The sequence below is a fragment of the Streptomyces sp. iso_384 genome, from assembly GCF_056172905.1.
Window position 1 is genome coordinate 1 of the sequence record NZ_JBWBTT010000001.1, and the last position, 23,405, is coordinate 23,405.

Annotated in this window: 19 protein-coding genes and 2 tRNA genes; 15 read left to right on the forward strand and 6 right to left on the reverse strand. The window is 69.9% G+C overall.

The window, feature by feature from the left end; genetic code table 11:
- From dnaA to AC0VY3_RS00045, 9 genes are all read left to right on the forward strand, one after another.
- Window positions 1-1,857, forward strand: a complete 1,857-nt coding sequence (dnaA, locus tag AC0VY3_RS00005) for a chromosomal replication initiator protein DnaA (RefSeq protein WP_475548613.1) — start codon at window positions 1-3, stop codon at window positions 1,855-1,857.
- Between the two features lie 996 nt (window positions 1,858-2,853).
- Window positions 2,854-3,984: a DNA polymerase III subunit beta gene (gene dnaN / locus AC0VY3_RS00010; RefSeq protein WP_003967886.1), complete on the forward strand. Its 1,131-nt coding sequence runs from the start codon at window positions 2,854-2,856 to the stop codon at window positions 3,982-3,984.
- Between the two features lie 160 nt (window positions 3,985-4,144).
- Window positions 4,145-5,023: a phosphogluconate dehydrogenase (NAD(+)-dependent, decarboxylating) gene (gnd, locus tag AC0VY3_RS00015; protein ID WP_103509458.1), complete on the forward strand. Its 879-nt coding sequence runs from the start codon at window positions 4,145-4,147 to the stop codon at window positions 5,021-5,023.
- Between the two features lie 73 nt (window positions 5,024-5,096).
- Window positions 5,097-6,227, forward strand: a complete 1,131-nt coding sequence (gene recF, locus AC0VY3_RS00020; RefSeq protein ID WP_475548614.1) for a DNA replication/repair protein RecF — start codon at window positions 5,097-5,099, stop codon at window positions 6,225-6,227.
- A gap of 113 nt (window positions 6,228-6,340) precedes the next feature.
- The gene (locus AC0VY3_RS00025) at window positions 6,341-6,844 is read left to right on the forward strand and encodes a DciA family protein (protein WP_030077230.1); all 504 of its coding nucleotides are present in this window, start codon (window positions 6,341-6,343) and stop codon (window positions 6,842-6,844) included.
- A gap of 470 nt (window positions 6,845-7,314) precedes the next feature.
- Window positions 7,315-9,396, forward strand: a complete 2,082-nt coding sequence (gene gyrB, locus AC0VY3_RS00030; RefSeq protein ID WP_103509456.1) for a DNA topoisomerase (ATP-hydrolyzing) subunit B — start codon at window positions 7,315-7,317, stop codon at window positions 9,394-9,396.
- A 47-nt stretch (window positions 9,397-9,443) separates the two neighbouring features.
- On the forward strand, window positions 9,444-12,083 hold the full coding sequence (gene gyrA, locus AC0VY3_RS00035) for a DNA gyrase subunit A (RefSeq protein WP_103509454.1): 2,640 nt from the start codon (window positions 9,444-9,446) through the stop codon (window positions 12,081-12,083).
- A gap of 93 nt (window positions 12,084-12,176) precedes the next feature.
- Window positions 12,177-12,797, forward strand: coding sequence for a DUF3566 domain-containing protein (locus tag AC0VY3_RS00040; RefSeq protein WP_103509452.1), 621 nt, complete (start codon window positions 12,177-12,179; stop codon window positions 12,795-12,797).
- A gap of 78 nt (window positions 12,798-12,875) precedes the next feature.
- Window positions 12,876-12,952: transfer RNA gene (locus tag AC0VY3_RS00045), tRNA-Ile, on the forward strand.
- Window positions 12,953-13,030: 78 nt separating this feature from the next.
- Here the strand turns inward: AC0VY3_RS00045 and AC0VY3_RS00050 are convergent.
- Together AC0VY3_RS00050 and AC0VY3_RS00055 are read right to left on the reverse strand one after the other, a co-directional pair.
- Complete coding sequence (locus AC0VY3_RS00050; RefSeq protein ID WP_258047188.1) at window positions 13,031-13,216, reverse strand: hypothetical protein; 186 nt, start codon at window positions 13,214-13,216, stop codon at window positions 13,031-13,033.
- A 144-nt stretch (window positions 13,217-13,360) separates the two neighbouring features.
- Window positions 13,361-13,738, reverse strand: coding sequence for a DUF6344 domain-containing protein (locus AC0VY3_RS00055; RefSeq protein WP_030077222.1), 378 nt, complete (start codon window positions 13,736-13,738; stop codon window positions 13,361-13,363).
- Window positions 13,739-14,029: 291 nt separating this feature from the next.
- On the opposite strand from AC0VY3_RS00055, the gene AC0VY3_RS00060 reads away from it, so the two are divergent.
- Both AC0VY3_RS00060 and AC0VY3_RS00065 read left to right on the forward strand, forming a co-directional pair.
- Entirely contained in the window at window positions 14,030-14,164 is a 135-nt protein-coding gene (locus AC0VY3_RS00060) for a DLW-39 family protein (protein WP_003958712.1), read from the forward strand.
- Window positions 14,165-14,403: 239 nt separating this feature from the next.
- Window positions 14,404-15,747: a hypothetical protein gene (locus tag AC0VY3_RS00065; RefSeq protein WP_103509450.1), complete on the forward strand. Its 1,344-nt coding sequence runs from the start codon at window positions 14,404-14,406 to the stop codon at window positions 15,745-15,747.
- A gap of 24 nt (window positions 15,748-15,771) precedes the next feature.
- Here the strand turns inward: AC0VY3_RS00065 and AC0VY3_RS00070 are convergent, their stop codons facing one another.
- Both AC0VY3_RS00070 and AC0VY3_RS00075 read right to left on the reverse strand, forming a co-directional pair.
- Entirely contained in the window at window positions 15,772-17,139 is a 1,368-nt protein-coding gene (locus AC0VY3_RS00070) for a serine/threonine protein kinase (RefSeq protein WP_475548615.1), read from the reverse strand.
- A gap of 145 nt (window positions 17,140-17,284) precedes the next feature.
- Window positions 17,285-17,833: a helix-turn-helix domain-containing protein gene (locus AC0VY3_RS00075; protein WP_103509445.1), complete on the reverse strand. Its 549-nt coding sequence runs from the start codon at window positions 17,831-17,833 to the stop codon at window positions 17,285-17,287.
- A gap of 178 nt (window positions 17,834-18,011) precedes the next feature.
- Here AC0VY3_RS00075 and AC0VY3_RS00080 point away from each other — a divergent pair.
- A tRNA-Ala gene (locus tag AC0VY3_RS00080) sits at window positions 18,012-18,084 on the forward strand.
- 63 nt (window positions 18,085-18,147) lie between these two features.
- On the opposite strand, the gene AC0VY3_RS00085 is transcribed toward AC0VY3_RS00080, so the two are convergent.
- Entirely contained in the window at window positions 18,148-19,146 is a 999-nt protein-coding gene (locus AC0VY3_RS00085; protein ID WP_258047187.1) for a LuxR C-terminal-related transcriptional regulator, read from the reverse strand.
- A 921-nt stretch (window positions 19,147-20,067) separates the two neighbouring features.
- On the opposite strand from AC0VY3_RS00085, the gene AC0VY3_RS00090 reads away from it, so the two are divergent.
- The 3 genes from AC0VY3_RS00090 to AC0VY3_RS00100 all read left to right on the forward strand — a co-directional run bounded on the left by AC0VY3_RS00090 (window position 20,068) and on the right by AC0VY3_RS00100 (window position 22,994).
- Window positions 20,068-20,706 carry a hypothetical protein gene (locus AC0VY3_RS00090; RefSeq protein WP_146065863.1) on the forward strand — a complete coding sequence of 213 codons (639 nt, stop codon included), beginning with the start codon at window positions 20,068-20,070 and terminating at the stop codon, window positions 20,704-20,706.
- Between the two features lie 87 nt (window positions 20,707-20,793).
- A complete protein-coding gene (locus tag AC0VY3_RS00095) occupies window positions 20,794-22,185 on the forward strand; it encodes a helix-turn-helix domain-containing protein (protein WP_475548616.1) in 1,392 nt (463 codons plus the stop codon).
- Window positions 22,186-22,250: 65 nt separating this feature from the next.
- Window positions 22,251-22,994 (forward strand): 4'-phosphopantetheinyl transferase family protein, encoded by a 744-nt coding sequence (locus AC0VY3_RS00100; protein WP_475548617.1) that lies wholly within the window; start codon window positions 22,251-22,253, stop codon window positions 22,992-22,994.
- On the opposite strand, the gene AC0VY3_RS00105 is transcribed toward AC0VY3_RS00100, so the two are convergent.
- Entirely contained in the window at window positions 22,966-23,283 is a 318-nt protein-coding gene (locus AC0VY3_RS00105; protein WP_137229396.1) for a hypothetical protein, read from the reverse strand. The two genes, AC0VY3_RS00100 and AC0VY3_RS00105, sit on opposite strands and share 29 nt — an antisense overlap.
- Between the last annotated feature and the right edge of the window lie 122 nt (window positions 23,284-23,405).

Consider the following 23,405-nt stretch of genomic DNA (forward strand, 5'->3'; position numbering starts at 1 on the left):
GTGCTGGAACAACTCCTCGGGGAGGGCCAGCAGGGCATCGAGCCGAAGGACAAGCAGTGGATCGAGCGCTGCCAGCCGCTGGCACTCGTCGCCGACACCGCGCTGCTGGCCGTCCCCAACGAATGGGGCAAGCACGTCCTGGAGGGCCGGCTCGCGCCGCTCCTCAGCGAGACGCTGACCCGCGAGTGCGGCCGCCCCATCCGGATCGCGATCACCGTCGACGACTCGGCGGGCGAGCAGCCCGCTCCGCCGGCGCCTCCGATGCACCCGTCGCACCAGAGCCAGCAGGGCCACCGCTACCCGGCGCAGCAGCCGGACGCCCAGCGCAACGACGGGTACGACGGATACGGTCACCGGCCCTCCGACGACGGGATGCCGACGGCCCGGCCCGCCTACCCCGACTACCAGCAGCAGCGCCCGGAGCCCGGCGCCTGGCCGCGTACCCAGGAGGACCTCTCCTGGCAGCAGCCCCGGCACGGCGGTTACCAGGACCGCGAGCAGCCCTCCGGCGAGCCGTACCGCGAGAGCGAGTCGTACCGGGAGCGGGAGAACGAGCCGTACCGCGAGAGCGAGCCGTACCGGGAGCAGCCCACCGAACAGTGGCGCGAGCCGTACGGCACCGGGCGCCCCCAGCAGCCGCAGCACGACTACCGCTCGCAGCCGCCCGAGCACCAGGGGTACGAGCAGCAGCGTTCCGACCGGCAGGACCAGCAGCCGCAGCACCGTCAGGGCGGCCCGGGCGGACACGGCCCCGGACGGACCGGCGGCTCGGTCCCCGGCCCGATGGGCGCCCAGCCGGCCCCCGCGCCGGGACCCGGTGAACCGCATGCCCGGCTGAACCCGAAGTACCTCTTCGACACCTTCGTCATCGGGGCGTCCAACCGGTTCGCGCACGCCGCGGCCGTCGCCGTCGCCGAGGCGCCCGCGAAGGCGTACAACCCCCTCTTCATCTACGGGGAGTCGGGGCTCGGCAAGACCCATCTGCTGCACGCCATCGGGCACTACGCGCGGAGCCTCTACCCGGGCACCCGGGTGCGGTACGTGAGCTCGGAGGAGTTCACCAACGAGTTCATCAACTCGATCCGCGACGGCAAGGGCGACACCTTCCGCAAGCGCTACCGCGACGTGGACATCCTGCTGGTCGACGACATCCAGTTCCTGGCGAGCAAGGAGTCGACGCAGGAGGAGTTCTTCCACACCTTCAATACGCTGCACAACGCGAACAAACAGATCGTGCTCTCCTCGGACCGGCCGCCCAAGCAGCTGGTGACGCTGGAGGACCGGCTGCGCAACCGCTTCGAGTGGGGCCTGACCACCGATGTCCAGCCGCCCGAGCTGGAGACCCGGATCGCGATCCTCCGCAAGAAGGCGGTGCAGGAGCAGCTCAACGCCCCGCCGGAGGTCCTGGAGTTCATCGCCTCGCGGATCTCGCGCAACATCCGCGAGCTGGAGGGCGCCCTGATCCGGGTGACGGCCTTCGCCTCGCTGAACCGGCAGCCGGTGGACCTCGGGCTGACCGAGATCGTGCTGAAGGACCTGATCCCGGGCGGCGAGGAGTCGGCCCCGGAGATCACCGCGCCGGCCATCATGGCGGCGACGGCGGACTACTTCGGCCTCACCGTGGACGACCTCTGCGGATCCTCGCGCAGCCGGGTGCTGGTGACGGCGCGCCAGATCGCCATGTATCTGTGCCGCGAGCTGACCGACCTCTCGCTGCCGAAGATCGGTGCGCAGTTCGGCGGCCGCGACCATACGACGGTGATGCACGCGGACCGGAAGATCCGGGCGCTGATGGCGGAGCGGCGCTCCATCTACAACCAGGTCACCGAGCTGACCAACCGCATCAAGAACGGCTGACGCCGGCTTCCCGGGCTTCTGGGCTTCTGGGCTTCTGGGCTTCTGGGCTTCTGGGCTTCTGAGCTTCTCCTGGAGCGATTCTCACGGGCGCCTGTCACGGACCTCCACGGTCCGGGGCGGGCGCTTCTTCGCGTTCCCGGGCCCTGTGAGCGGGTTCCGGGAGCCCGCGACGAGCCCTTCCAGGCGTCACCGAGGCCCTCGCGAACGCCCTGCCGGACCCGTTCTGTTCGAATACAGGCTGCTCAGAGGCCCTTCTCCACAGATGTGCGGGAAATCTTCCGTCCACAGCCTGGGGACCGGGAAGTTGTCCATATTGCGTCCACAGGGCTCGCTGCCGATACTCCATCAGGCCAGGTCACGTGGTTGGGGATTTGTGGTCAACCGTGATCCACAGCCTGTGGACAGACTTTTCGTCCACAGGGGGTCGTCGATGTTGTCCACCGGCGGCCCACAGACTGAGCCCTGTTGTCCCCAGCTTCTCCCTGCTTCTCCACACCCCTGTCCACTGTTCGGCAACGCAACACACGCTCTCACCGCCCGGAGTGAAAGGCGTCACACCAAGGTGCTGGGTTGGGCTGTGGGGAACGTGGGTAAAGCTGGGGACAGGCCTGGGGAGAAGTGGCCCCCTCCTGTGCATCGGGTGTGCAGAACTTTCGCCCGTCCACAGAAAGCCCCGGTTGTCCACGGGCGCCGCCCACAGGACCGGTGGACAAAAAACAGTCGCTGACCTGCGCAAACGACGTTATCCACGGTATCCACAAGGCCTACTACTACTACCACCCAGAGTTAGCCAGGAATCCGCTTCGAAGTGGGGCCTGTGTACAACTCGACCGTCGACCGCCGCGAACCTCTTGGCCCGACTTGACCCCGAGCAGCAACGGCTGTCGGTGCCGTACGTCAGACTGGACCCCGGAGCCTCCGCCGTCTCGGCAGCGGACTCCGGTCCAGACGACGAAGGCCAGCAGGGCGAGCGAGCAACAGCAGGAGGCGGTTCCGGTGAAGATCCGGGTGGAGCGCGATGTACTCGCGGAGGCGGTGGCCTGGGTGGCCCGCAGCCTCCCGGCCCGTCCGCCGGCGCCCGTTCTCGCGGGCCTTCTGCTGAAGGCCGAGGACGGTGCTCTCAGCTTCTCCAGCTTCGACTACGAGGTCTCCGCCAGGGTCTCCGTCGACGCGGAGATCGACGAGGACGGCACGGTGCTCGTCTCCGGCCGGCTGCTCGCCGACATCTGCCGCGCCCTGCCCAACCGCCCGGTGGAGATCTCCACCGACGGTGTGCGGGCCACGGTCGTCTGCGGCTCCTCCCGCTTCACCCTCCACACACTGCCTGTGGAGGAGTACCCCGCGCTGCCGCAGATGCCGACCGCCACGGGCACCGTCCCCGGTGAGGTCTTCGCCTCCGCCGCAGCGCAGGTCGCCATCGCCGCCGGCCGTGACGACACCCTGCCGGTGCTCACCGGTGTGCGGATCGAGATCGAGGGCGACACCGTCACGCTCGCCTCCACCGACCGCTACCGCTTCGCGGTTCGCGAGTTCCTGTGGAAGCCGGAGAACGCGGACGCCTCGGCGGTCGCCCTGGTGCCCGCCAAGACGCTCCTGGACACCGCCAAGGCGCTCACCAGCGGCGACACGGTCACCCTGGCGCTCTCCGGCTCCGGCGCGGGCGAGGGCCTGATCGGTTTCGAGGGCGCCGGCCGCCGCACGACCACCCGCCTTCTCGAGGGCGACCTGCCGAAGTACCGCACGCTCTTCCCGACCGAGTTCAACTCCGTCGCGGTGATCGAGACGGCCCCCTTCGTCGAGGCCGTCAAGCGTGTGGCCCTGGTCGCCGAGCGCAACACCCCCGTACGCCTCAGCTTCGAGCAGGGCGTCCTCATCCTGGAAGCCGGTTCCAGCGACGACGCACAGGCTGTGGAGCGTGTCGACGCGGTGCTGGAGGGCGACGACATCTCGATCGCCTTCAACCCGACGTTCCTGCTGGACGGTCTGAGCGCGATCGACTCCCCGGTCGCCCAGCTCTCGTTCACCACGTCCACCAAGCCCGCCCTGCTCAGCGGCCGCCCGGCCGTCGACGCCGAGGCGGACGACGCGTACAAGTACCTGATCATGCCGGTGCGGCTCTCCGGCTGATCCCGGTTGCCCCGGCCGGCCGGGGGACGTATCCGCGGCAGTTTCCGGCGGGCCCGCTCGGCGCGGAGCGGGCCCGCCGTGCTGTCCCCGGCCGGGCGTAGGCTCGGTCCCGGGCGCACCTGCCCCGACGCTTATCGCCACGACGCTTAAGGAATCTCTGATGGAGCTCGGTCTCGTCGGCCTCGGCAAGATGGGCGGCAACATGCGCGAGCGCATCCGCCGCGCAGGCCACACCGTCATCGGTTACGACCGCAACCCGGATGTCGCCGATGTCCACAGTCTCGAAGAGCTTGTGGGCAAGCTGAAGGGCCCGCGGGTCGTCTGGGTCATGGTCCCGGCCGGTGCCGCGACCCAGTCCACGATCGACGAGCTGGCCGCGCTGCTCTCGCCCGGCGACGTCGTGGTCGACGGCGGGAACTCGCGTTGGACCGACGACGAGAAGCACGCCGTCGAGCTGGGCATCAAGGACATCGGCTTCGTCGACTGCGGCGTCTCCGGTGGCGTCTGGGGCCTGGAGAACGGCTACGCCCTGATGTACGGCGGCACCGAGGAGAACGTGGCGAAGGTCCAGCCGATCTTCGACGCGCTGAAGCCCGAGGGCGACTTCGGCTCCGTGCACGCGGGCAAGGTCGGCGCCGGCCACTTCGCGAAGATGGTCCACAACGGCATCGAGTACGCCATGATGCAGGCCTACGCCGAGGGCTGGGAGCTGCTGGAGAAGGTTGACTCCGTCACCGACGTGCGCGAGGTCTTCCGCTCCTGGCAGGAGGGCACGGTCATCCGTTCCTGGCTGCTCGACCTCGCGGTCAACGCACTGGACGACGACGAGCACCTGGACAAGCTCCGGGGCTTCGCCGCCGACTCGGGCGAGGGCCGCTGGACGGTGGAGGCCGCGATCGACAACGCGGTGCCGCTGCCCGCGATCACGGCGTCGCTGTTCGCGCGGTTCGCCTCGCGCCAGGACGACTCGCCGCAGATGAAGATGATCGCCGCGCTGCGCAACCAGTTCGGCGGGCACGCGGTCGAGAACAAGAAGTAGTCCCGCCGCGGAACCGAGAGAAGCGGCACCAGCACAACACAGCGGAACGGAAAGGCCCGGGAGGTCGGCGCACATGCATGTCACCCATCTCTCGCTGGCCGACTTCCGCTCGTACGCCCGGGTCGAGGTCCCTCTCGACCCGGGCGTCACCGCGTTCGTGGGGCCCAACGGGCAGGGCAAGACCAATCTCGTCGAGGCCGTCGGCTATCTCGCCACCCTCGGCAGCCACCGGGTCTCCTCGGATGCCCCGCTGGTGCGGATGGGCGCGGAGCGGGCGGTGATCCGCGCGGCGGTGACCCAGGGCGAGCGCTCCCAGCTGATCGAGCTGGAGCTGAATCCGGGCCGCGCCAACCGGGCCCGGATCAACCGGTCCTCGCAGGTCAGACCGCGTGATGTGCTCGGCATCGTACGGACGGTGCTGTTCGCGCCGGAGGATCTGTCCCTGGTCAAGGGCGACCCGGGCGAGCGGCGCCGGTTCCTGGACGAGCTGATCACCGCGCGGTCGCCCCGGATGGCCGGGGTCCGCTCCGACTACGAGCGGGTGCTCAAGCAGCGCAACACCCTGCTGAAGTCCGCAGCGATGGCCCGTCGGCACGGCGGCCGCTCGATGGACATGTCCACGCTCGACGTCTGGGACCAGCACCTGGCCCGGGTGGGCGCCGAGCTGCTCGCGCAGCGGCTCGATCTGATCGCCACGCTCCAGCCGCTGGCCGACAAGGCGTACGGGGACGTCGCGCCGGGCGGCGGGCCGGTGGCGCTGGAGTACCGCAGCTCGGTCGGCGAGGACGTGGGTCCCGAGCGCACCCGCGATGAGCTGTACGAGCAGCTGATCGCGGCGCTGGTGGGGGTCCGCAAGCAGGAGATCGAGCGGGGCGTGACGCTGGTCGGCCCGCACCGCGACGATCTGCTGCTCGGGCTGCGGGGCATGCCGGCGAAGGGGTACGCGAGTCACGGCGAGTCCTGGAGTTACGCGCTGGCGCTGCGGCTGGCCAGTTACGAGCTGCTGCGCTCCGAGGGCAACGAACCGGTGCTGATCCTGGACGACGTCTTCGCCGAGCTGGACGCCCGCCGCCGGGAGCGGCTGGCGGAGCTGGTGGCCCCGGGCGAGCAGGTGCTCGTGACGGCCGCGGTGGCGGAGGACGTTCCGGGCGTGCTGGCGGGGACGCGGTACGCGGTGACGGCGGGCGAGGTGGAGCGCGTATGACCGGCCGGGGCAGGGGTGCGGCCGGGCCGGGCGGCGCGGGGGACGCGCTGCCGGACCCGGCGGCTTCCGGAGCGTCTTCCGGGTCGGCTTCCGGCGGTTCGAAGCCGCCCGAGGTGACCGGGGTCGATCTGGCCCGGGTCGCGTTGCGGGCGGCGAAGGAGCAGGCCAGGGCGCGGGGCGCGGCGGCGCAGCAGAAGAAGCAGGCCCGGCGGGGCGGCGGGCTGCGCTCGGGGGCCCGGTCGGACGGCAGGGATCCGCTGGCGCTGGGTTCCGCGATCAACCGGCTGATCACCGAGCGGGGCTGGGAGACGCCCGCGGCGGTCGGCGGGGTGATGGGCCGGTGGCCGCAGATCGTCGGCGACGACCTGGCGAAGCACTGCGTACCGCTGCGGTACGACGACGATCCGGATGCCCGGGTGCTGACCGTGAGCTGTGACTCGACGGCGTGGGCCACGCAGCTGCGGCTGCTGGCCCCGCAGCTGGTGGCCCGGCTCAACGCGGATCTGGGCCAGGGCACCGTACGGCTGATCAAAGTGGTCGGTCCCGGCGGTCCGGAGCGCCGGTACGGGCCGTTGCGGGCGCCCGGCAGCAAGGGGCCGGGCGACACCTACGGCTGAGGCGCGGAGCCGGCCGGGATGTTTCCCGGCCCGCCACCGGACGCGGACGGGCCGGCGTGGGCCCCGCGGTCGGGTTTCCCGTTTCTCCGCCGCTTCCGTACCGATCACCGCTCGCCAAGGCTGAGCTGCACGTTCGGCGTAAAATTGTCGTGTACTGGGCGAGCTTTGCGTCGGGTTCGTCATGGTTCGCGCCACAGGAAACCGGACGGTACGGCCGGAGCGTCCCTCACCGTAGCGGGAGGTTGACAGGCCGAAGCGCTCAAAGCCCGTCAGGGCCTCTTGGAGCCCCTTCCTGAATATGGGGAGTCGTCAGCCGCTCATTCAGGGCGGCACAGCCGGACTCAGGTACCGGCAAACCCCCAATCATGTCGGCGCTACCGGTAGACTGGTGAGTAATCCCGCCGCTGAGGCGGGAGTCGTCGATACAAGCCGAACGACGCAGCCGCTCCCGCCTGCCCGGAGAACGGCCTGTGCTGTGCCAGAAAGGGCGCTTCGTGGCCGATTCCGGCAACCCCAACGAGAACATTCCGTCCACCGTCGCCGAGGCGGGCGCGGTCGACGCCACCGCCGCCGCCTCGTACGACGCCAGCGCGATCACCGTGCTGGAAGGGCTGGACGCGGTCCGCAAGCGACCCGGCATGTACATCGGCTCGACCGGTGAGCGCGGCCTGCACCACCTGGTGCAGGAGGTCGTCGACAACTCGGTCGACGAGGCGATGGCCGGCCACGCGGACACCATCGACGTCACGATCCTGCCCGACGGCGGGGTGCGCGTGATCGACAACGGCCGTGGCATCCCGGTCGGCATCGTGCCGTCCGAGGGCAAGCCGGCCGTCGAGGTCGTGCTCACCGTCCTGCACGCGGGCGGCAAGTTCGGCGGCGGCGGTTACGCCGTCTCCGGCGGTCTGCACGGCGTCGGCGTCTCCGTCGTCAACGCCCTGTCCACCCGGGTCGCCGTCGAGGTCAAGACCGACGGCTTCCGCTGGACCCAGGACTACAAGCTCGGTGTCCCGACCGCCCCGCTGGCCAAGCACGAGGCCACGGACGAGACCGGCACCTCGGTCACCTTCTGGGCCGACGGGGACATCTTCGAGACCACCGAGTACAGCTTCGAGACCCTCTCGCGCCGCTTCCAGGAGATGGCGTTCCTCAACAAGGGCCTCACGCTCAAGCTCACCGACGAGCGCGAGTCGGCGAAGGCCACGGCGGGCGCCGACAGCGCGGACGCGGCCGAGCCCGCCGAGGAGGAGACCGCCCGCTCGGTCACGTACCACTACGAAAACGGCATCGTCGATTTCGTGAAGTACCTCAACTCCCGCAAGGGCGACGTCATCCACCAGTCGGTGATCGACATCGAGGCCGAGGACAAGGACCGTCTGCTCTCGGCCGAGATCGCCATGCAGTGGAACACGCAGTACACCGAAGGCGTCTACTCCTTCGCCAACGCGATCCACACGCACGAGGGCGGTACGCACGAGGAGGGCTTCCGTGCGGCGCTGACCTCGCTGGTCAACCGGTACGCGCGCGACAAGAAGCTGCTCCGTGAGAAGGACGACAACCTCACCGGCGAGGACGTCCGCGAGGGCCTCACCGCGATCATCTCGGTGAAGCTGGGCGAGCCGCAGTTCGAGGGCCAGACGAAGACCAAGCTGGGCAACACGGAGGCCAAGACCTTCGTGCAGAAGGTCGTCCACGAGCAGCTGACGGACTGGTTCGACCGGAACCCCAACGAGGCCGCCGACATCATCCGCAAGGGCATCGCCGCCTCGACCGCCCGTGTGGCGGCCCGCAAGGCGCGCGACCTGACGCGGCGCAAGGGGCTCCTGGAGAGCGCCTCGCTGCCGGGCAAGCTCAGCGACTGCCAGTCGAACGACCCCACAAAGTGCGAGATCTTCATCGTCGAGGGTGACTCCGCCGGTGGTTCGGCGAAGTCCGGCCGCAACCCGATGTACCAGGCGATCCTGCCCATCCGAGGCAAGATCCTGAACGTCGAGAAGGCCCGGATCGACAAGATCCTCCAGAACACCGAGGTCCAGGCGCTGATCTCGGCGTTCGGCACCGGGGTCCACGAGGACTTCGACATCGAGAAGCTCCGCTATCACAAGATCATTCTGATGGCGGACGCAGACGTCGACGGTCAGCACATCAACACCCTGCTGCTGACCTTCCTCTTCCGCTTCATGCGGCCGCTGGTGGAGGCGGGGCACGTCTACCTCTCGCGTCCGCCGCTCTACAAGATCAAGTGGGGCCGGGACGACTTCGAGTACGCGTACTCGGACCGGGAGCGCGACGCGCTCGTGGCGCTCGGCAAGCAGAACGGCAAGCGGATCAAGGAAGACTCGATCCAGCGCTTCAAGGGCCTCGGCGAGATGAACGCCGAAGAGCTGCGCGTCACGACCATGGACGTCGACCACCGGGTCCTCGGCCAGGTCACGCTGGACGACGCAGCGCAGGCCGACGACCTGTTCTCGGTGCTCATGGGTGAGGACGTCGAGGCACGGCGTTCGTTCATCCAGCGCAATGCCAAGGACGTCCGCTTCCTCGACATCTGAGTCGGCCGTACCAGCGACGCCGCAGCTCGAAAGGACTTTGACCAGCAATGGCCGACGAGAACACCCCTGTGACACCTGAACCCGTGGTTCCCGAGGAAGCGATCGTCCCCGGTGTGGGCATGCGTGTCGAGCCCGTCGGGCTCGAGACGGAGATGCAGCGCTCCTACCTCGACTACGCGATGTCCGTCATCGTCTCGCGTGCGCTGCCCGACGTACGGGACGGCCTCAAGCCCGTCCACCGCCGGGTGCTGTACGCGATGTACGACGGCGGCTACCGCCCCGAGAAGGGGTTCTACAAGTGCGCCCGCGTCGTCGGCGACGTCATGGGTACGTACCACCCGCACGGCGACTCCTCCATCTACGACGCCCTGGTGCGCCTCGCGCAGCACTGGTCGATGCGCATGCCGCTGGTGGACTCCAACGGCAACTTCGGTTCCCCGGGCAACGACCCGGCCGCCGCCATGCGGTACACCGAGTGCAAGATGATGCCGCTGTCCATGGAGATGGTCCGGGACATCGACGAGGAGACCGTCGACTTCCAGGACAACTACGACGGCCGCAACCAGGAGCCGACGGTCCTGCCGGCGCGCTTCCCGAACCTGCTGGTCAACGGCTCCGCGGGGATCGCGGTCGGCATGGCGACCAACATCCCGCCGCACAACCTCCGCGAAGTCGCCGCCGGCGCCCAGTGGTATCTGGAGCACCCCGAGGCCTCGCACGAGGAGCTGCTGGACGCGCTGATCGAGCGCATCAAGGGCCCCGACTTCCCGACCGGCGCGCTGGTCGTGGGCCGCAAGGGCATCGAGGAGGCGTACCGCACCGGCCGCGGCTCCATCACGATGCGCGCGGTCGTCGCCGTCGAGGAGATCCAGGGCCGCCAGTGCCTGGTCGTCACGGAGCTGCCGTACCAGACCAACCCCGACAACCTCGCGCAGAAGATCGCCGACCTGGTCAAGGACGGCAAGGTCGGCGGCATCGCGGACGTCCGCGACGAGACCTCCTCGCGTACGGGGCAGCGCCTGGTCGTCGTCCTCAAGCGGGACGCGGTCGCCAAGGTCGTCCTGAACAACCTGTACAAGCACACCGACCTCCAGACGAACTTCGGCGCCAACATGCTGGCCCTGGTCGACGGGGTGCCGCGGACACTCTCCATCGACGCGTTCATCCGCCACTGGGTGACGCACCAGATCGAGGTCATCGTCCGGCGGACGAAGTTCCGGCTGCGCAAGGCGGAGGAGCGGGCGCACATCCTGCGCGGCCTCCTCAAGGCCCTGAACGCCATCGACGAGGTCATCGCCCTCATCCGGCGTTCCAACACGGTGGAGATCGCGCGCGAGGGCCTGATGGGCCTGCTGGAGATCGACGAGCTCCAGGCCAACGCGATCCTGGAGATGCAGCTGCGCCGGCTGGCCGCACTGGAGCACCAGAAGATCACCGCCGAGCACGACGAGCTCCAGGCGAAGATCAACGAGTACAACGAGATCCTGTCCTCGCCCGCCAAGCAGCGCTCCATCGTGAGCGAGGAGCTGGCGGCGATCGTCGAGAAGTTCGGCGACGACCGGCGCTCGAAGCTGGTGCCCTTCGACGGTGACATGTCCATCGAGGACCTGATCGCCGAAGAGGACATCGTCGTCACGATCTCCCGCAGCGGCTACGTGAAGCGCACGAAGACGGACGACTACCGCTCGCAGAAGCGCGGCGGCAAGGGCGTGCGCGGCACGAAGCTGCGGGAAGACGACATCGTCGACCACTTCTTCGTCTCGACCACCCACCACTGGCTGCTGTTCTTCACGAACAAGGGCCGGGTCTACCGCGCCAAGGCGTACGAGCTCCCGGACGCCGGCCGGGACGCGCGCGGCCAGCACGTCGCCAACCTGCTGGCCTTCCAGCCGGACGAGAAGATCGCCCAGATCCTGGCGATCCGCGACTACGAGGCCGTGCCGTACCTGATCCTGGCGACGAAGGGCGGTCTGGTGAAGAAGACCGCGCTCAAGGACTACGACTCGCCCCGCTCCGGCGGTGTCATCGCGATCAACCTCCGCGAGATGCCGGAGGGCGGCGACGACGAGCTGATCGGCGCCGAGCTGGTGTCGGCCGAGGACGATCTGCTGCTCATCAGCAGGAAGGCCCAGTCGATCCGGTTCACCGCGACGGACGACGCGCTGCGCCCGATGGGCCGTGCCACCTCGGGTGTGAAGGGGATGAGTTTCCGCGAGGGCGACGAACTCCTCTCGATGAATGTCGTCCGGCCCGGTACGTTCGTCTTCACCGCTACCGACGGCGGGTACGCGAAGCGGACCGCCGTCGACGAGTACCGCGTCCAGGGTCGCGGCGGCCTCGGCATCAAGGCCGCCAAGATCGTCGAGGACCGGGGCTCGCTCGTCGGTGCGCTGGTGGTCGAGGAGACGGACGAGATCCTCGCCATCACGCTCGGCGGTGGTGTGATTCGTACGCGAGTCAATGAAGTCAGGGAGACGGGCCGTGACACCATGGGCGTCCAACTGATCAATCTGGGCAAGCGCGACGCCGTCGTCGGCATCGCGCGCAATGCCGAGGCCGGTCGTGAGGCGGAAGAGGTCGATGGGGCCGATGATGCTGAGAGCGAGACGGCCGAGGCCCACGCCGAGGGCGTGGTAGAGGGCACTGTCGAGGGCACGGAGCCTTCGACCGGGGAGCACGAGGAGTAGAGCGTGAGTGGAGCCACGGGCGCAGGTTCGGCCGCTTCCGGAGCCGGCGCGAACGGCGCCCGTGGCCCTGCCACGGACTCCCAAGGGGGCACTGTGACGGACACACGAGGGCCTCAGCCCCAGTACGAGGGTTACGCGACCGGGCCGCTGCCCGGCGAGCGTGAGCCCGCACCGGGGCCGTCGGGGCCGTACCACCCGCCCCAGGCGTATCAGGCGCCCGGCGGCGGCACCCAGGGCGACCAGCGCCCCGGACAGCCGGGCGGCGGCACGCTGGGCGGTGCGCAGGGCGTGGGCGGCGCCCAGGCGACGCGCAAGCCGCGCACGGGGGCGCGGACCACTCCGCGTACCCGCAAGGCCCGTCTGCGGGTGGCCAAGGCCGACCCGTGGTCGGTGATGAAGGTCAGCTTCCTGCTGTCCATCGCGCTGGGCATCTGCACGGTGGTGGCGTCGGCGGTGCTGTGGATGGTCATGGACGCGATGGGCGTCTTCGAGACCGTCGGCGGCACGATCAGCGAGGCCACCGGCTCGAACGAGAGCAACGGCTTCGATCTGCAGTCGTTCCTGTCGCTGCCGCGCGTGCTCATCTTCACCTCGGTCATCGCCGTGATCGACGTGGTGCTGGCCACCGCGCTGGCGACGCTGGGCGCCTTCATCTACAACCTGTCGGCGGGCTTCGTGGGCGGCGTCGAGCTCACGCTTGCCGAGGACGAGTAGCGCGCCGGGTATCGATTTTGGGACTGGCCCCGACGTGCGCTAATCTTCTGAAGTCAGCGCGGAGCAGTACAGCGCGGCGGGGCTATAGCTCAGTTGGTTAGAGCGCATCCCTGATAAGGATGAGGCCACAGGTTCAAATCCTGTTAGCCCCACCAGCACGAAGGCCCCTCACCGGGAACGGTGGGGGGCCTTCTGCGTGTCCGGAGCAGGGGCCGGCCGGGGAGGAGGGGCGGCTACAGGGTGGCGGCCCGGATCAGCACGGCTATCGGAGTCAGCCCGCACACGAGGCCGACCGACAGGAACCCGTACGCCAGGGCCTTGAAGGCGCTGTGCCGTTGAGCCCGGCACGCGGCGAAGCACGTGAAGCTCGCGATGGCGAGGCACGGCAGGATGATGAAGAAGAAGCCCAACGCGGCCATGGCGTCCCCCCGTTGATCACGTCGCGGCCGGGCCGCGTACCGGCATCCTCCCAGACCGTCCCGGACGGCGGCCCCGGGCACACGAAAAGGCCCCCGGCCGGTGTGAACCGGACCAGGGGCCCCGGAAGTGCGGTGGCGGCGGGATCAGGGGGGTGGCGCCGGGGAGTCGCCTTCCGGGGCTGTGGAGTGGGAGCCGGTCTGGCCGGTGGTGCGGGCGGTGTCGGCGGGGTCGAGCGACAGGTGGCGGGTGGCCGGGGAGGAGCCGTGGGCCTCGGCCCGGATGCGCTGTTTCATCGTGGGCGGCAGGGCCCGGTCACGCGGAAGGGTCCATCGGACCGAGGGGGCGAGCGGGGTTGCCGCGGTGGCACCCGTGTGCTCGTGGGTCGTGGCGCTCGGCTGCGCGGCGGCGTTCGTGGCGTTCGTGGCGCTCGCCGTGGCGGTGGCGAGGCCCAGCGACGCCAGGAGGGCGAAGAAGGCGGTGATGAAGGCGGTCCAGATGTTCTTGGGCTGGAAGGTGCTCATGGCCCCTCGCTTTCGGACGGTCCGGTTGCTGACTTCTCCGATCATGTGGATCCGGGCCGCGATTTCGAGGAGCGACGCCCGCTCTGCGCCGATCTTCGGATTAACACCACTCGTATGGTGCAACCGGGGTGGACAGCCCCTCGTGAGGGGTCGGAACGGGTCGCCGGGAGGTCGTTCGGGGTTCCGGGAAGGGGCTGCTTTTGGGTTCCGGGCAGGTCACCGATCGGTATCGGCCGGTGTGTATAGTCGGCGGCAGAAGGCCCCTACGCCAAGGAAAGACGAGGTAGCGCGGTGAAGAAGCTTCTCCTGGTCGCACTGGCCGCCATCGGCGGGCTCCTCGTGTACCGCCAGATCCAGGCGGATCGCGCCGAGCAGGATCTGTGGACGGAGGCTACCGACTCCGTGCCCGCAGGTTCGGGTGTGTGAGACGGCACAGTCTGCTACGGGCCCCGGTCGCTGAGCGGCCGGGGCTTCGTGCTGTCCGGGGTCCGTTCGCGTTGCGCAAGTGAAGTGACCTGAGCGCGCCGGCGGGGCCCGGAACGCGGACAAGAAGGGCAATCCGGCTGCGGCCGGAGACAGCAGTGGTGCGGGCGGGGCAGGATGGACCGGCATGGCGGCCGGGCGGTCGACGGGCATCGGCGCGTGAGGACGACGAGGGGAAGCGCGTGAAGAGGCAGCGGCAGCGCAACAGGGGGCGGGCGGTGGCCGCGGTACTCGCGGCGCTGTGCGCGGCGGCGGTCCTGCCGGGGCAGGCGTACGCGGCCGGCCCCGGGGCGTACGCGTTCGACACCGACGCGAAGAACGTGCAGGGGGCGACGGCGAACGTCGAGGCGTCCGAGCTGGACGAGGGCGTCCCGTACCGCAGCACGATCAGGCCGGGCGAGAAGCTGTACTACCGGGTCACCCTGGACGACGTCTCCGCCGCCTATGTCTCGGCGGTCGCGGTGCCCGGCGACAGCGGACCGGTCGCCTACGGCGACGGCATCACCGTCAGCCTCCGGGAGACCGACGACAGCCAGTGCGGCTCGGGGCGGGCGAACTTCGGGTCGGGCGGGTACGCCCGGCCCGTCTCCGCGTACGCCTACCGGACCATCAAGGAAGGCAGCAGCACCTGCCAGGACAGCGGCCCCTACGACGTCCTCGTCGAGCGCGAGACCAAGTCGGCTGCCGACACCGACGCCTGGGACCTGGAGCTGCGCTTCCTGCAGGAGCCGCAGGTGAGGAGCGGCTCCGCCCTGCCGACCGAGGGGCCCGACAGCTGGCCGTCGGCCTCGCCGCAGCCCCTGACCGGCCAGCAGCAGAAGCGGTCCGGCGGGGCCGGGTACTCCGAGGCCACCAGCCTGGAGAACGGCCGCTGGCAGGACACCGTCGCGCCGGGGCAGACCCGCTTCTACCGGGTGCCGGTGGACTGGGGCCAGCAGATCTACGCCACCGCCGGGCTCTCCAACAGTGCCGGCGGGAAGAAGGAGTTCGTGGGCAACGCGCTCACCCTGTCGCTGACCAACCCGGTCCAGGGACCTGTCTCCGACGCCACGCTGTCGTACTCCGGAGGGCCCGCGTCCGCGTCCCTGCGGCCCCTGCCGCCGGTGGCCTACCGCAACCGGTTCGACGCCTCGAGCCAGGTCGGCGCCATGCGCTTCGCGGGTTGGTACTACCTGTCGGTCTCCCTCAGCCCGAAGCTGAAGGAGTCCTACGGCACCGAGCCCATCCCGTTCGAACTGTCGGTCCAGGTGAAGAACAAGGCCGAGGAGTCCCCGTACGAGGGTGACACCGGGGTCTTCGGCGTCACCGACCAGGACCGGGAAGTGGCCCGCGACGGGAAGAACGCCCGCCAGGCCGCGCGGAGCGGACCGATGACGGTGGTCGCCGCGGCCGGGATCGGCACGGGGTCCGTACTGGTGCTCGGGCTGGGCGTCTGGACGCTGCTGGCCCGCCGTCGTGCGGCGGCCGGTCATCCGGCCGCCGGTCACCCGGCCGGTGGGGGCCACCAGCCGCCGCAGGGCTGGTAGGCGGGCCGCAGGGCCCCGTACGTGTCAGATCTGGGTCAGGGCCCAGATGCCGACCGCGAAGCAGATCAGCGCCACCACCAGCACCGGGACCGCCACCTTCGGGGGCGGTCCCGGACGCGTCTGCCGTGCGGGGGCGTGGGGCGCGGCGTGCTGCACCGGCGGGGACGGTACCGGCGGGTGCTGCTGCTGGGCGGTGTAGGCGCGGGTGGACGCGGGGTCGGGTACGCCGGAGGTCGGCGCCTGGGAGGAGTGCGGTGCGCCGACGGCGTACGGGGGCGGCGCGTCCGTCGTGAACGGGGCGGCGGGCGGCGGCTGCTGGAACCCCGGCTGGGCGTACGGCTGTTGCTGTTGTTGCTGCTGCTGCGGTGCGGCCGCGGGCGGAGGCGCGAGGTGGAAGCTGCCCGTCTCCGACATGGAGACCGGCGGCGGTGCCGGGGGCTGTACACCGGAGGTCTGTGGAGCGGCGCCGGCCGTGGGGCCGGGTACGGGGCCGGCGGGCTGCTGGGGAGCGGTGACCGGGCCGTCGGGGCCGAAGCCCGCGGGCAGCGGCCCGATCTGGTCGAACACCTCCACCGGCTCGTCGTCCGGGCCGGCTTCGGGCAGCATCTCGACCGCCGCGGTCAGGGCCTTGCGCGCGCCCGTCGCGGTCCGGAACCGGGCGTGCGGATCGGGCTGGAGCAGTCCGGCGAGAACCTGCCACAGCGGCTCGGGAATGCCGTTGGGAGCGCTCGGGGTGCCGTGCTCGGCGAAGTGCTCGACCAGTGCCTGGGAGTCGGGCTTCTGGCCCTGGAGGAGGTAGAGCGCGACCAGGCCGACCGCGAAGAGGTCGGCGGGGAAGTCGGGCTCGGCGCCCATCATCTGCTCGGGGGCGAAGTAACCGGGCGTGCCGACCACGTAGTTGGTCTCGGTCAGCCGCGGTTCGCCCTTGCGCATCGAGATGCCGAAGTCGGAGAGGCGCAGATGCGGGCGGCCCGTTCCGGTCGCCTCCATCAGGATGTTGGCGGGCTTGATGTCGCGGTGCACCACCCCTTCGGCGTGCACCGTGGACAGCCCGGAGAGCAGCTGGTCCAGCAGCAGGCAGACGAAGCGCGGGGGCAACGGGCCGTAGTCGCCTATGACATGGGCGAGCGAGCCGCCGCTCACCAGGTCCATGGTGAACAGGACCTTGTCGTCGTCGGCGGCCCAGCTGGCCGGGGCCAGCACATGCGGGTGCTCGATGCGCAGTGCCTGCTCGCGGACGAAGCGCAGCAGCGTGTGCGCGTCGCTCTGCTGGAGCACCTTGGCCGCGACGTACCTGCGGCGGCGGTGGTCCCAGGCCCGCCAGACGGCGCCGACCCCACCGCGTCCGATCGGATCGATCAGTTCGTACCGACCGGCGAAGACCTCACCCATTGTGCTGCGCCCGCTCCCCGTTCCTGTGGTGCCGCGGCGTCCGCCGCGGCCCGTGTCCGGCCCCCGTGTCCTGCCGGTACCAGGGCGCTGCGCGGTGCGCGTGCCCTGGCTCCGTCGTCGTTCCGTCGTGCTCCGGAGCGCTTCGCTAGCTCTGGTGCCCCTCGTAGTGCGCGACCGCGTCCGCGGTGCGTCCCGCTCCGTACACCTTGAGGAACTCTGCCAGCTCCGGGTGGGTCGGGGCGAGGGCGTCCGCGGCATCGATGATGTCGCCGGCGGCCGCGACCGACCGCAGCAGGGACTGGATCTCGCGGACCACACGGCGGACGGTGGGAGCGCCCCCGGTGGAGGTGGTCTGGCCGGTGGAGGTCAGGACGGAGCCGCCCTGCGACTTCTTGATCTCCTCCATGCGTTCGGTGGCCTCGCCCGCGCTGACGCTGCCGTCGGCCACCTGGCTCGCCAGCTCCTGGAGGGCCTGGACGCGCTGGACCACCGCGGGGTTGCCGATCTTGGCCCGCTGGCCGCTCATCAGCTGGGAGAGCATCGGGGCGGAGAGCCCGAGAACAGCGGCCAGCCGGGCCTGATTCAGGCCGAGATCATCGATCAGCCTTCGGAAGAGCGCCCCCAACGGCTCCCCGTACCAACTGCGTTGAAGCTCTCTGGCTCTTGCCGTCGCCTCTTGTTGCGCTGCGTCCATGGCGTCTCCCCATCGCTGCCGCTTCGCTGCTGCGAACCTTGCGAGCATCTTACGGAGCGTGGTCGTTCCCCGGGAGTCCCTATCCTTTTGCAGGATTACGGGGGTCACCCGGTACTCTGGTCTGCGACGGTAGCCCTGGCGCGGATGTGCTGGACGTTGCCATCGTTCGTCATGGCCCGGGGCCTTAGCTCAGTTGGTAGAGCGCTGCCTTTGCAAGGCAGATGTCAGGAGTTCGAATCTCCTAGGCTCCACATCCCGAGATCCCCCCTGACCAGCGGAAACGCTGGTCAGGGGGGATCTCGCATCAGAACGGCTCAGATCGCCGTCCCGACCTCGGACGCGTCCGCGGCGTCCAGGTCGGAGTGGTCCAGAAGGTCGGTCTGTGCAATGAGGTAGGCGAGTTGTGCCCGGCTGCGGCTGCCGAGGACTTCCGACGTCTTCTGGACATGGGTGCCCACCGTGCGTCTGCTGATGCCCAGCCGTCCCGCGATCGCCTCGTCGGTGTAGCCCTCCACCATGAGCCGCAGTACGGCCCTTCGGGTCTCGTTGGTGAGGGGCGGCGGGCGCAACCGGGACGGAGCCTCCCCCACCGCCGCCGCACGGCCCCACGCCTGCTCGAACCCTTTGATCAGGTAGTCGATGATGCTGGGGTGCCGAATGACCAGCGCTGACTGGCTGCGGTCGTACGGACCGGGGACGAAGGCGGTCCTGTTGTCGCACACGATGAGCCGCTCGAACACCTCGTCGAGCGTTCTGACCTCCGCGCCCGCGGCCACCACCCGCTCGATGTAGGAGAGCGTGGGGCCGTGTGCCCGGACCGTGTGCTGGTACAGCGTGCGCTGCTTGACGCCGCGAGCCGCCAGGGCGAGATCGCGCGGCAGGGCTTCGGCGAGGAGTTCCGGCGAGCGGCCGCCGTTGGGCTGGGCGGTCAGAAGCTCCTCACGGCAGGACTGCACCGCCTCTTCCAGCGCGGCCCCGATCTCGCTCGCGCCGGAGAGCACCTGGACCGAGGTGCTGCCACCCTGTTGGGACTCCGCGTAGACGGCCTGCACCCCGGCCATCGTGTCGCGGATCGCCATCAGGGTTTCCTCGTGCCCCATGATCGCGCGCTTGATCGGCCGGGAGAGCGAGGCGGCGGCGAGGTCCGGAGGGACCGGAGTGAGAGATCCCGGGTCGTCCGGCAGGGACCGGAGCAACCCGAGGCCGACCAGGCAGTCGGGGGCCTGATCCGCCGTGACGGCACCTGCTGCCAGTGCGTCGCGATAGCGCTCCAGGCCCCGCTCGCACAGCTCAGGGGGGCGCGATTCCCCCACCTGATCCTCCTCTGTGCACATTTGTCCACCCTTCGTGTTCTTGCACTGCCCACTCATGATGCCAGCTGAATCTTCACTGGCGGCGAGCGGCGGAGGATGATTCTTAACACCGGAACGGAAACCTAGTTCTTGAATCCAGGGGGAATCATGATGGGCTGCATTCGCACCACCTATATCGGTCTCGGAACCGCTGCTCTGCTGCTCCTCGGCGCCGCTGGTTTCCATGCCGACAGCACGAAGCCGGCTCATGCCGAATACGCGGTATCCGCTTCTCAGAGCAACGGAAATTCCCCGCAGGACGACTCTGCGTGGGGGTGACTTCCCGGCTCCCTTCACGGCTCCGACCGGCCTGAGGTGAGCGCCTTCGCCGCGGCGTGGTCGACGTACCGCCCGATCCGATCCGCATCATCGTGGGCCGATGACCCGCAGCAATGCGGTGGGCGGATCGAGGAACGCCTGTGAGTGGCGTCAACTAATGTGCAGGGGACAGCATTTGAGCGAGATCCGAAACGTGTCGGCCGGCCGTTGCGAGGCAGGACCGCACACGGCTGTCCCGATGCCTGGCACAGGCGCGAAGAAGGAAGGGTCAGGATGACCGATCGTCCCGTGGTAGCTCTGGTCGATGCCTACTCCAGTGCGCGACTGCTCGTTCCATCGATTCGGGAGCGAGGTTATGAAATTGTCCACGTACAGAGCGAAACAGCGATATCCGAAGGGGTTGCAGCATCTTTTCGGCGCGACGATGTTCGCGAGCTCTTGATACACCGGGGGGACTTTTTAGAAACTCTGGACCGCGTCTCCTCCTTCCGTCCGACGGCCGTGCTGCCCGGTCTCGGAACGGGGGTGGAACTCGCTGCGGATCTGAGCACGGATCTGGGTCTGCGAGGCAGCGGTGTGCGACGAGGCGCAGGCCCGCGGAACGTGGCGGAAACAGCCGGGCCGACGGAATTCGAGGTCCACTCGGTAAGCCTGGACGGGGTCCACTACATCTGCGACATCTGGGAGAGGGGGCGGACGGGTTCGCCGCAGCCCGACGGGCGGCCGAGCGGTGCGATGCTGCTCGCTCGCCGAGGCGAGCGGCAGGACCGCCTCGCGGACCTCACGCTGACGGGACTCGACGCGGCAGGACTGCGCGACGGGCCGGCCTGCACGCGTTTCGGGCACACCGTGCACGGCCCGGTCCGGCTCGCTCCGAGCGCGGGCATCTGCGCGACGGACGAGCCGCTGCTCACGCGCGCCGCGATCGGCGAAGGACCGGCCGACTGGACCGTCTTCGCCTACCTGGCCCCTGAGTGGTTCCGGCTGCGCGCCGCCAAACCCTACCGGCGGCTACGACACACGGCCTGGGTCACTCTGCCCCCTGCGGAGTCCGGCTCTCTGCGGTACCGCGGCCTCATGCGGCAACTGAAGGGGCTGGAGAGCTTCCACGGCACACGGGAGCACGGAGCCCCGCCGACGGACCGGGCCCAGTTCCTCCACACCGAGGAACAGACGGTGCAGCGTGACTTCGACGCGGCTCTGTCCGCGGTGGAGCGGTACGGGAGCGATCCATGGTCGTGAGCTGTCCGAACACCCCTTGACGCAGCGATGGGGTGCGACCAGATCCAGTTTGCTGTCCGCAGTAAGAGACACAGGGGCGAGGACATTGTGATTTCTACGCAGAACCGCGACGAGCGCACCGTAACGGTGGACCACCAGGCGCCTTCGAGCCTCGGGGCTGTGCTCAAGGCGGCGCGCCGACGCATCGGCGTCACCCAGAGCCAGCTCGCCGACCTGTCGGCCGTCAGCGTCAGGACGATCCGCGATCTCGAACTCGGGCTCACCCAGAATCCCCGGCGGGAAACCCTCCGGTTGCTGATGGACGGTCTGCGGCTGACCGGTGTCCAGCGGGCGAAGGTCGAGGAGGCGGCCGCCGGGCCGGCCTGCCGGGGCCTGCCGGCCCCCTCCTTCGCCCGACCGCCCGCGGTCCTGGAGCCGACCATCGGCCGCGAGCGCGACATCGAAGCCCTCACGGGTCTGATCAGGCTCGGCGGCCACCGCCTGATCCGGGTGGTCGGCATGGCCGGAGTCGGCAAGACCCGGCTGATTCAGGAGGTCGCCGGGGTGGTCGACGCCTCCGGTCAGATGCCCGTCGTCTGGGCGGAGCCGGAGGGCGGGCCCTGGGGCAGGCCCTCCGAACCCTTGCACGCGCAGGTCGCCGCCCTCCTCCGCGGCGATGGTGAGCTGGACCGTCTGGCCGCCGCCTTCGGCACCGACGACATCCTGCTGGTGCTGCACGACGTCACCATGAACCCCGGCTCGGAAGCGGCGCTTCGCCGTCTGCTGGTGCGGTGCCGGGGACTTCACGTCCTGTGCGAGGCCCGTGAGGGCTCGAAGTGGGGATCGGGCACCGATTACCCCGTCTCGCCGCTGGCCGTATCGGACGGTCCGGCCGGCCCCACGGGCCGTGTGCCGGCCATCAGCCCCGCTCTGCGGTTGATGCTGTCGCGGTGCGGCTCCCTCGAGCGCGAGGCACTGGCCGACAGCCGGACCATGGCCGCTCTCGACGGCATCTGCCGGAGCCTCGACGGCATCCCCCAGGCGATCGAAGCCGCCTCCGCGTGGCTCCTCCTCTACAGCCCGGACCAGCTCCTGGGCCTGGCCGGGCGGAATCCTTTCAAGATCGCCACCCCGCCCGGCCGCGAAAGCGCCCGCCTTCGGGCGGCGCTCGAGGCGTCCATCGGATCGCTGCAACCGCGCGACGCCGACGTCCTGCACCGGCTCGCCGCCCATCCGTACCCCTGGAGCATGGCCCAGGCCTTCTCCTCTCCCGGGCAGGTCGAGGTGTCTGCGCTGAGCACCGTCCATCTGCTCTGCACCCAGGGCCTGGTGCGCCCGGCCCACGGGGACGCCGGCGGCGCCCCCAGGTTCACCGTGCTGAACCTGGTCCGCCACCTGCTGGCGGAGAGCGCCGCTCCGGCGGCGCCCGCGCACGGTTCCGGGATGCCGCTGCGCTGGCAGTCCCCGGTGGGCGCACGGTCCTCGTCCTGTGCGGCGTGAGTTCCCGGACCGCCCCGACCGCATTTCCGGTCGTCACGACCTGATGGAGGAGAAACGGAGAGCACGTGCTCGAACACATACTTCCCCCCACGGTCCGGACAGCGCACTCCCTGGGTGACCGGGCCGGTGCCGAGGCCATGCTGTTCCCCGAGGAGCGGCCCGCCATCGCCGCGGCCGTCCCCTCCCGCCGGGCGGAGTACGCGACCGTGCGCGCCTGCGCCCGCGACGCGCTCACGCAGCTCGGGCAGGCGCCCGTGGCCCTGGTTCCCGGTGAGCACAGGGAACCGCGCTGGCCGGCCGGAATCGTGGGGAGCATGACCCACTGCACGGGTTACCGGGGTGTGGCCGTGGCGCACGATCACAGGATCGCCGCTCTGGGCATCGACGCGGAACCGAACATTCCGCTCCCCGGTGGCCTGCTGGATGTGCTCGCGGGCCGTGCGGAGGCCGACCTCCTGGCGGCCCTGCCGCCGAGCGGAACCGCCTGGGACCGGCTGCTGTTCAGCGCGAAGGAAAGCGTCTACAAGACGTGGTTCCCCCTCACCGGGCGCTGGCTCGGCTTCGAGGACGTCATCGTGAGGATCAGTCCGGTGGGAACCTTCGAAGCGCACCTGCTCGTCGAGGGGCCCACCCTGGACGGGGAAGTTCTGGACAGCTTCGACGGCACATGGCTGCACAGGGACGGCCTTCTCCTGACCGCGATCACCGTGCCGCCCCGGCGGACGGGCGACACGGGCCGTCGTACCGGAGCCGGAAGGCGACGGGCCGACGGATCAACCGTCAGTACAGGTCGTGGTCGGAGTCCCTGAAGTCGTGATCGTGGAAGTCGTCGTCCCGGGGCAGCGGCGGCAGTACCAGGGCACTCGGCAGCGGGCCCTCACCCTGCCGGCGTGCGAAACGATGCATGCGGACCCGCAGATGGATCTTCCGTTCCTGCGCCTTCAGCCGACGCCGCTCCCGCCGTCCGGCGTCGTCGTCGTCCAGTTCCTGGGTGAGCCGCCGGTTCACCCAGTAGTCACGCTCCTGGTCGGCCACCTCCTCCCCGGGCGAGGGAGCGACGCCCTCATGGTCACCGTCATCGTCGAAGCGGTTTGTCATACGGGTCAGGCTAGTGGCGGCCCGGACCCCCGGCTGTGGTGTGCACCACTCTCGAAGAGGCAGGCTTCACCTGCCGGTCGGTGCCGGTCAGCGGCGTCAACCCCCCCTGCTGGGACGGGAAT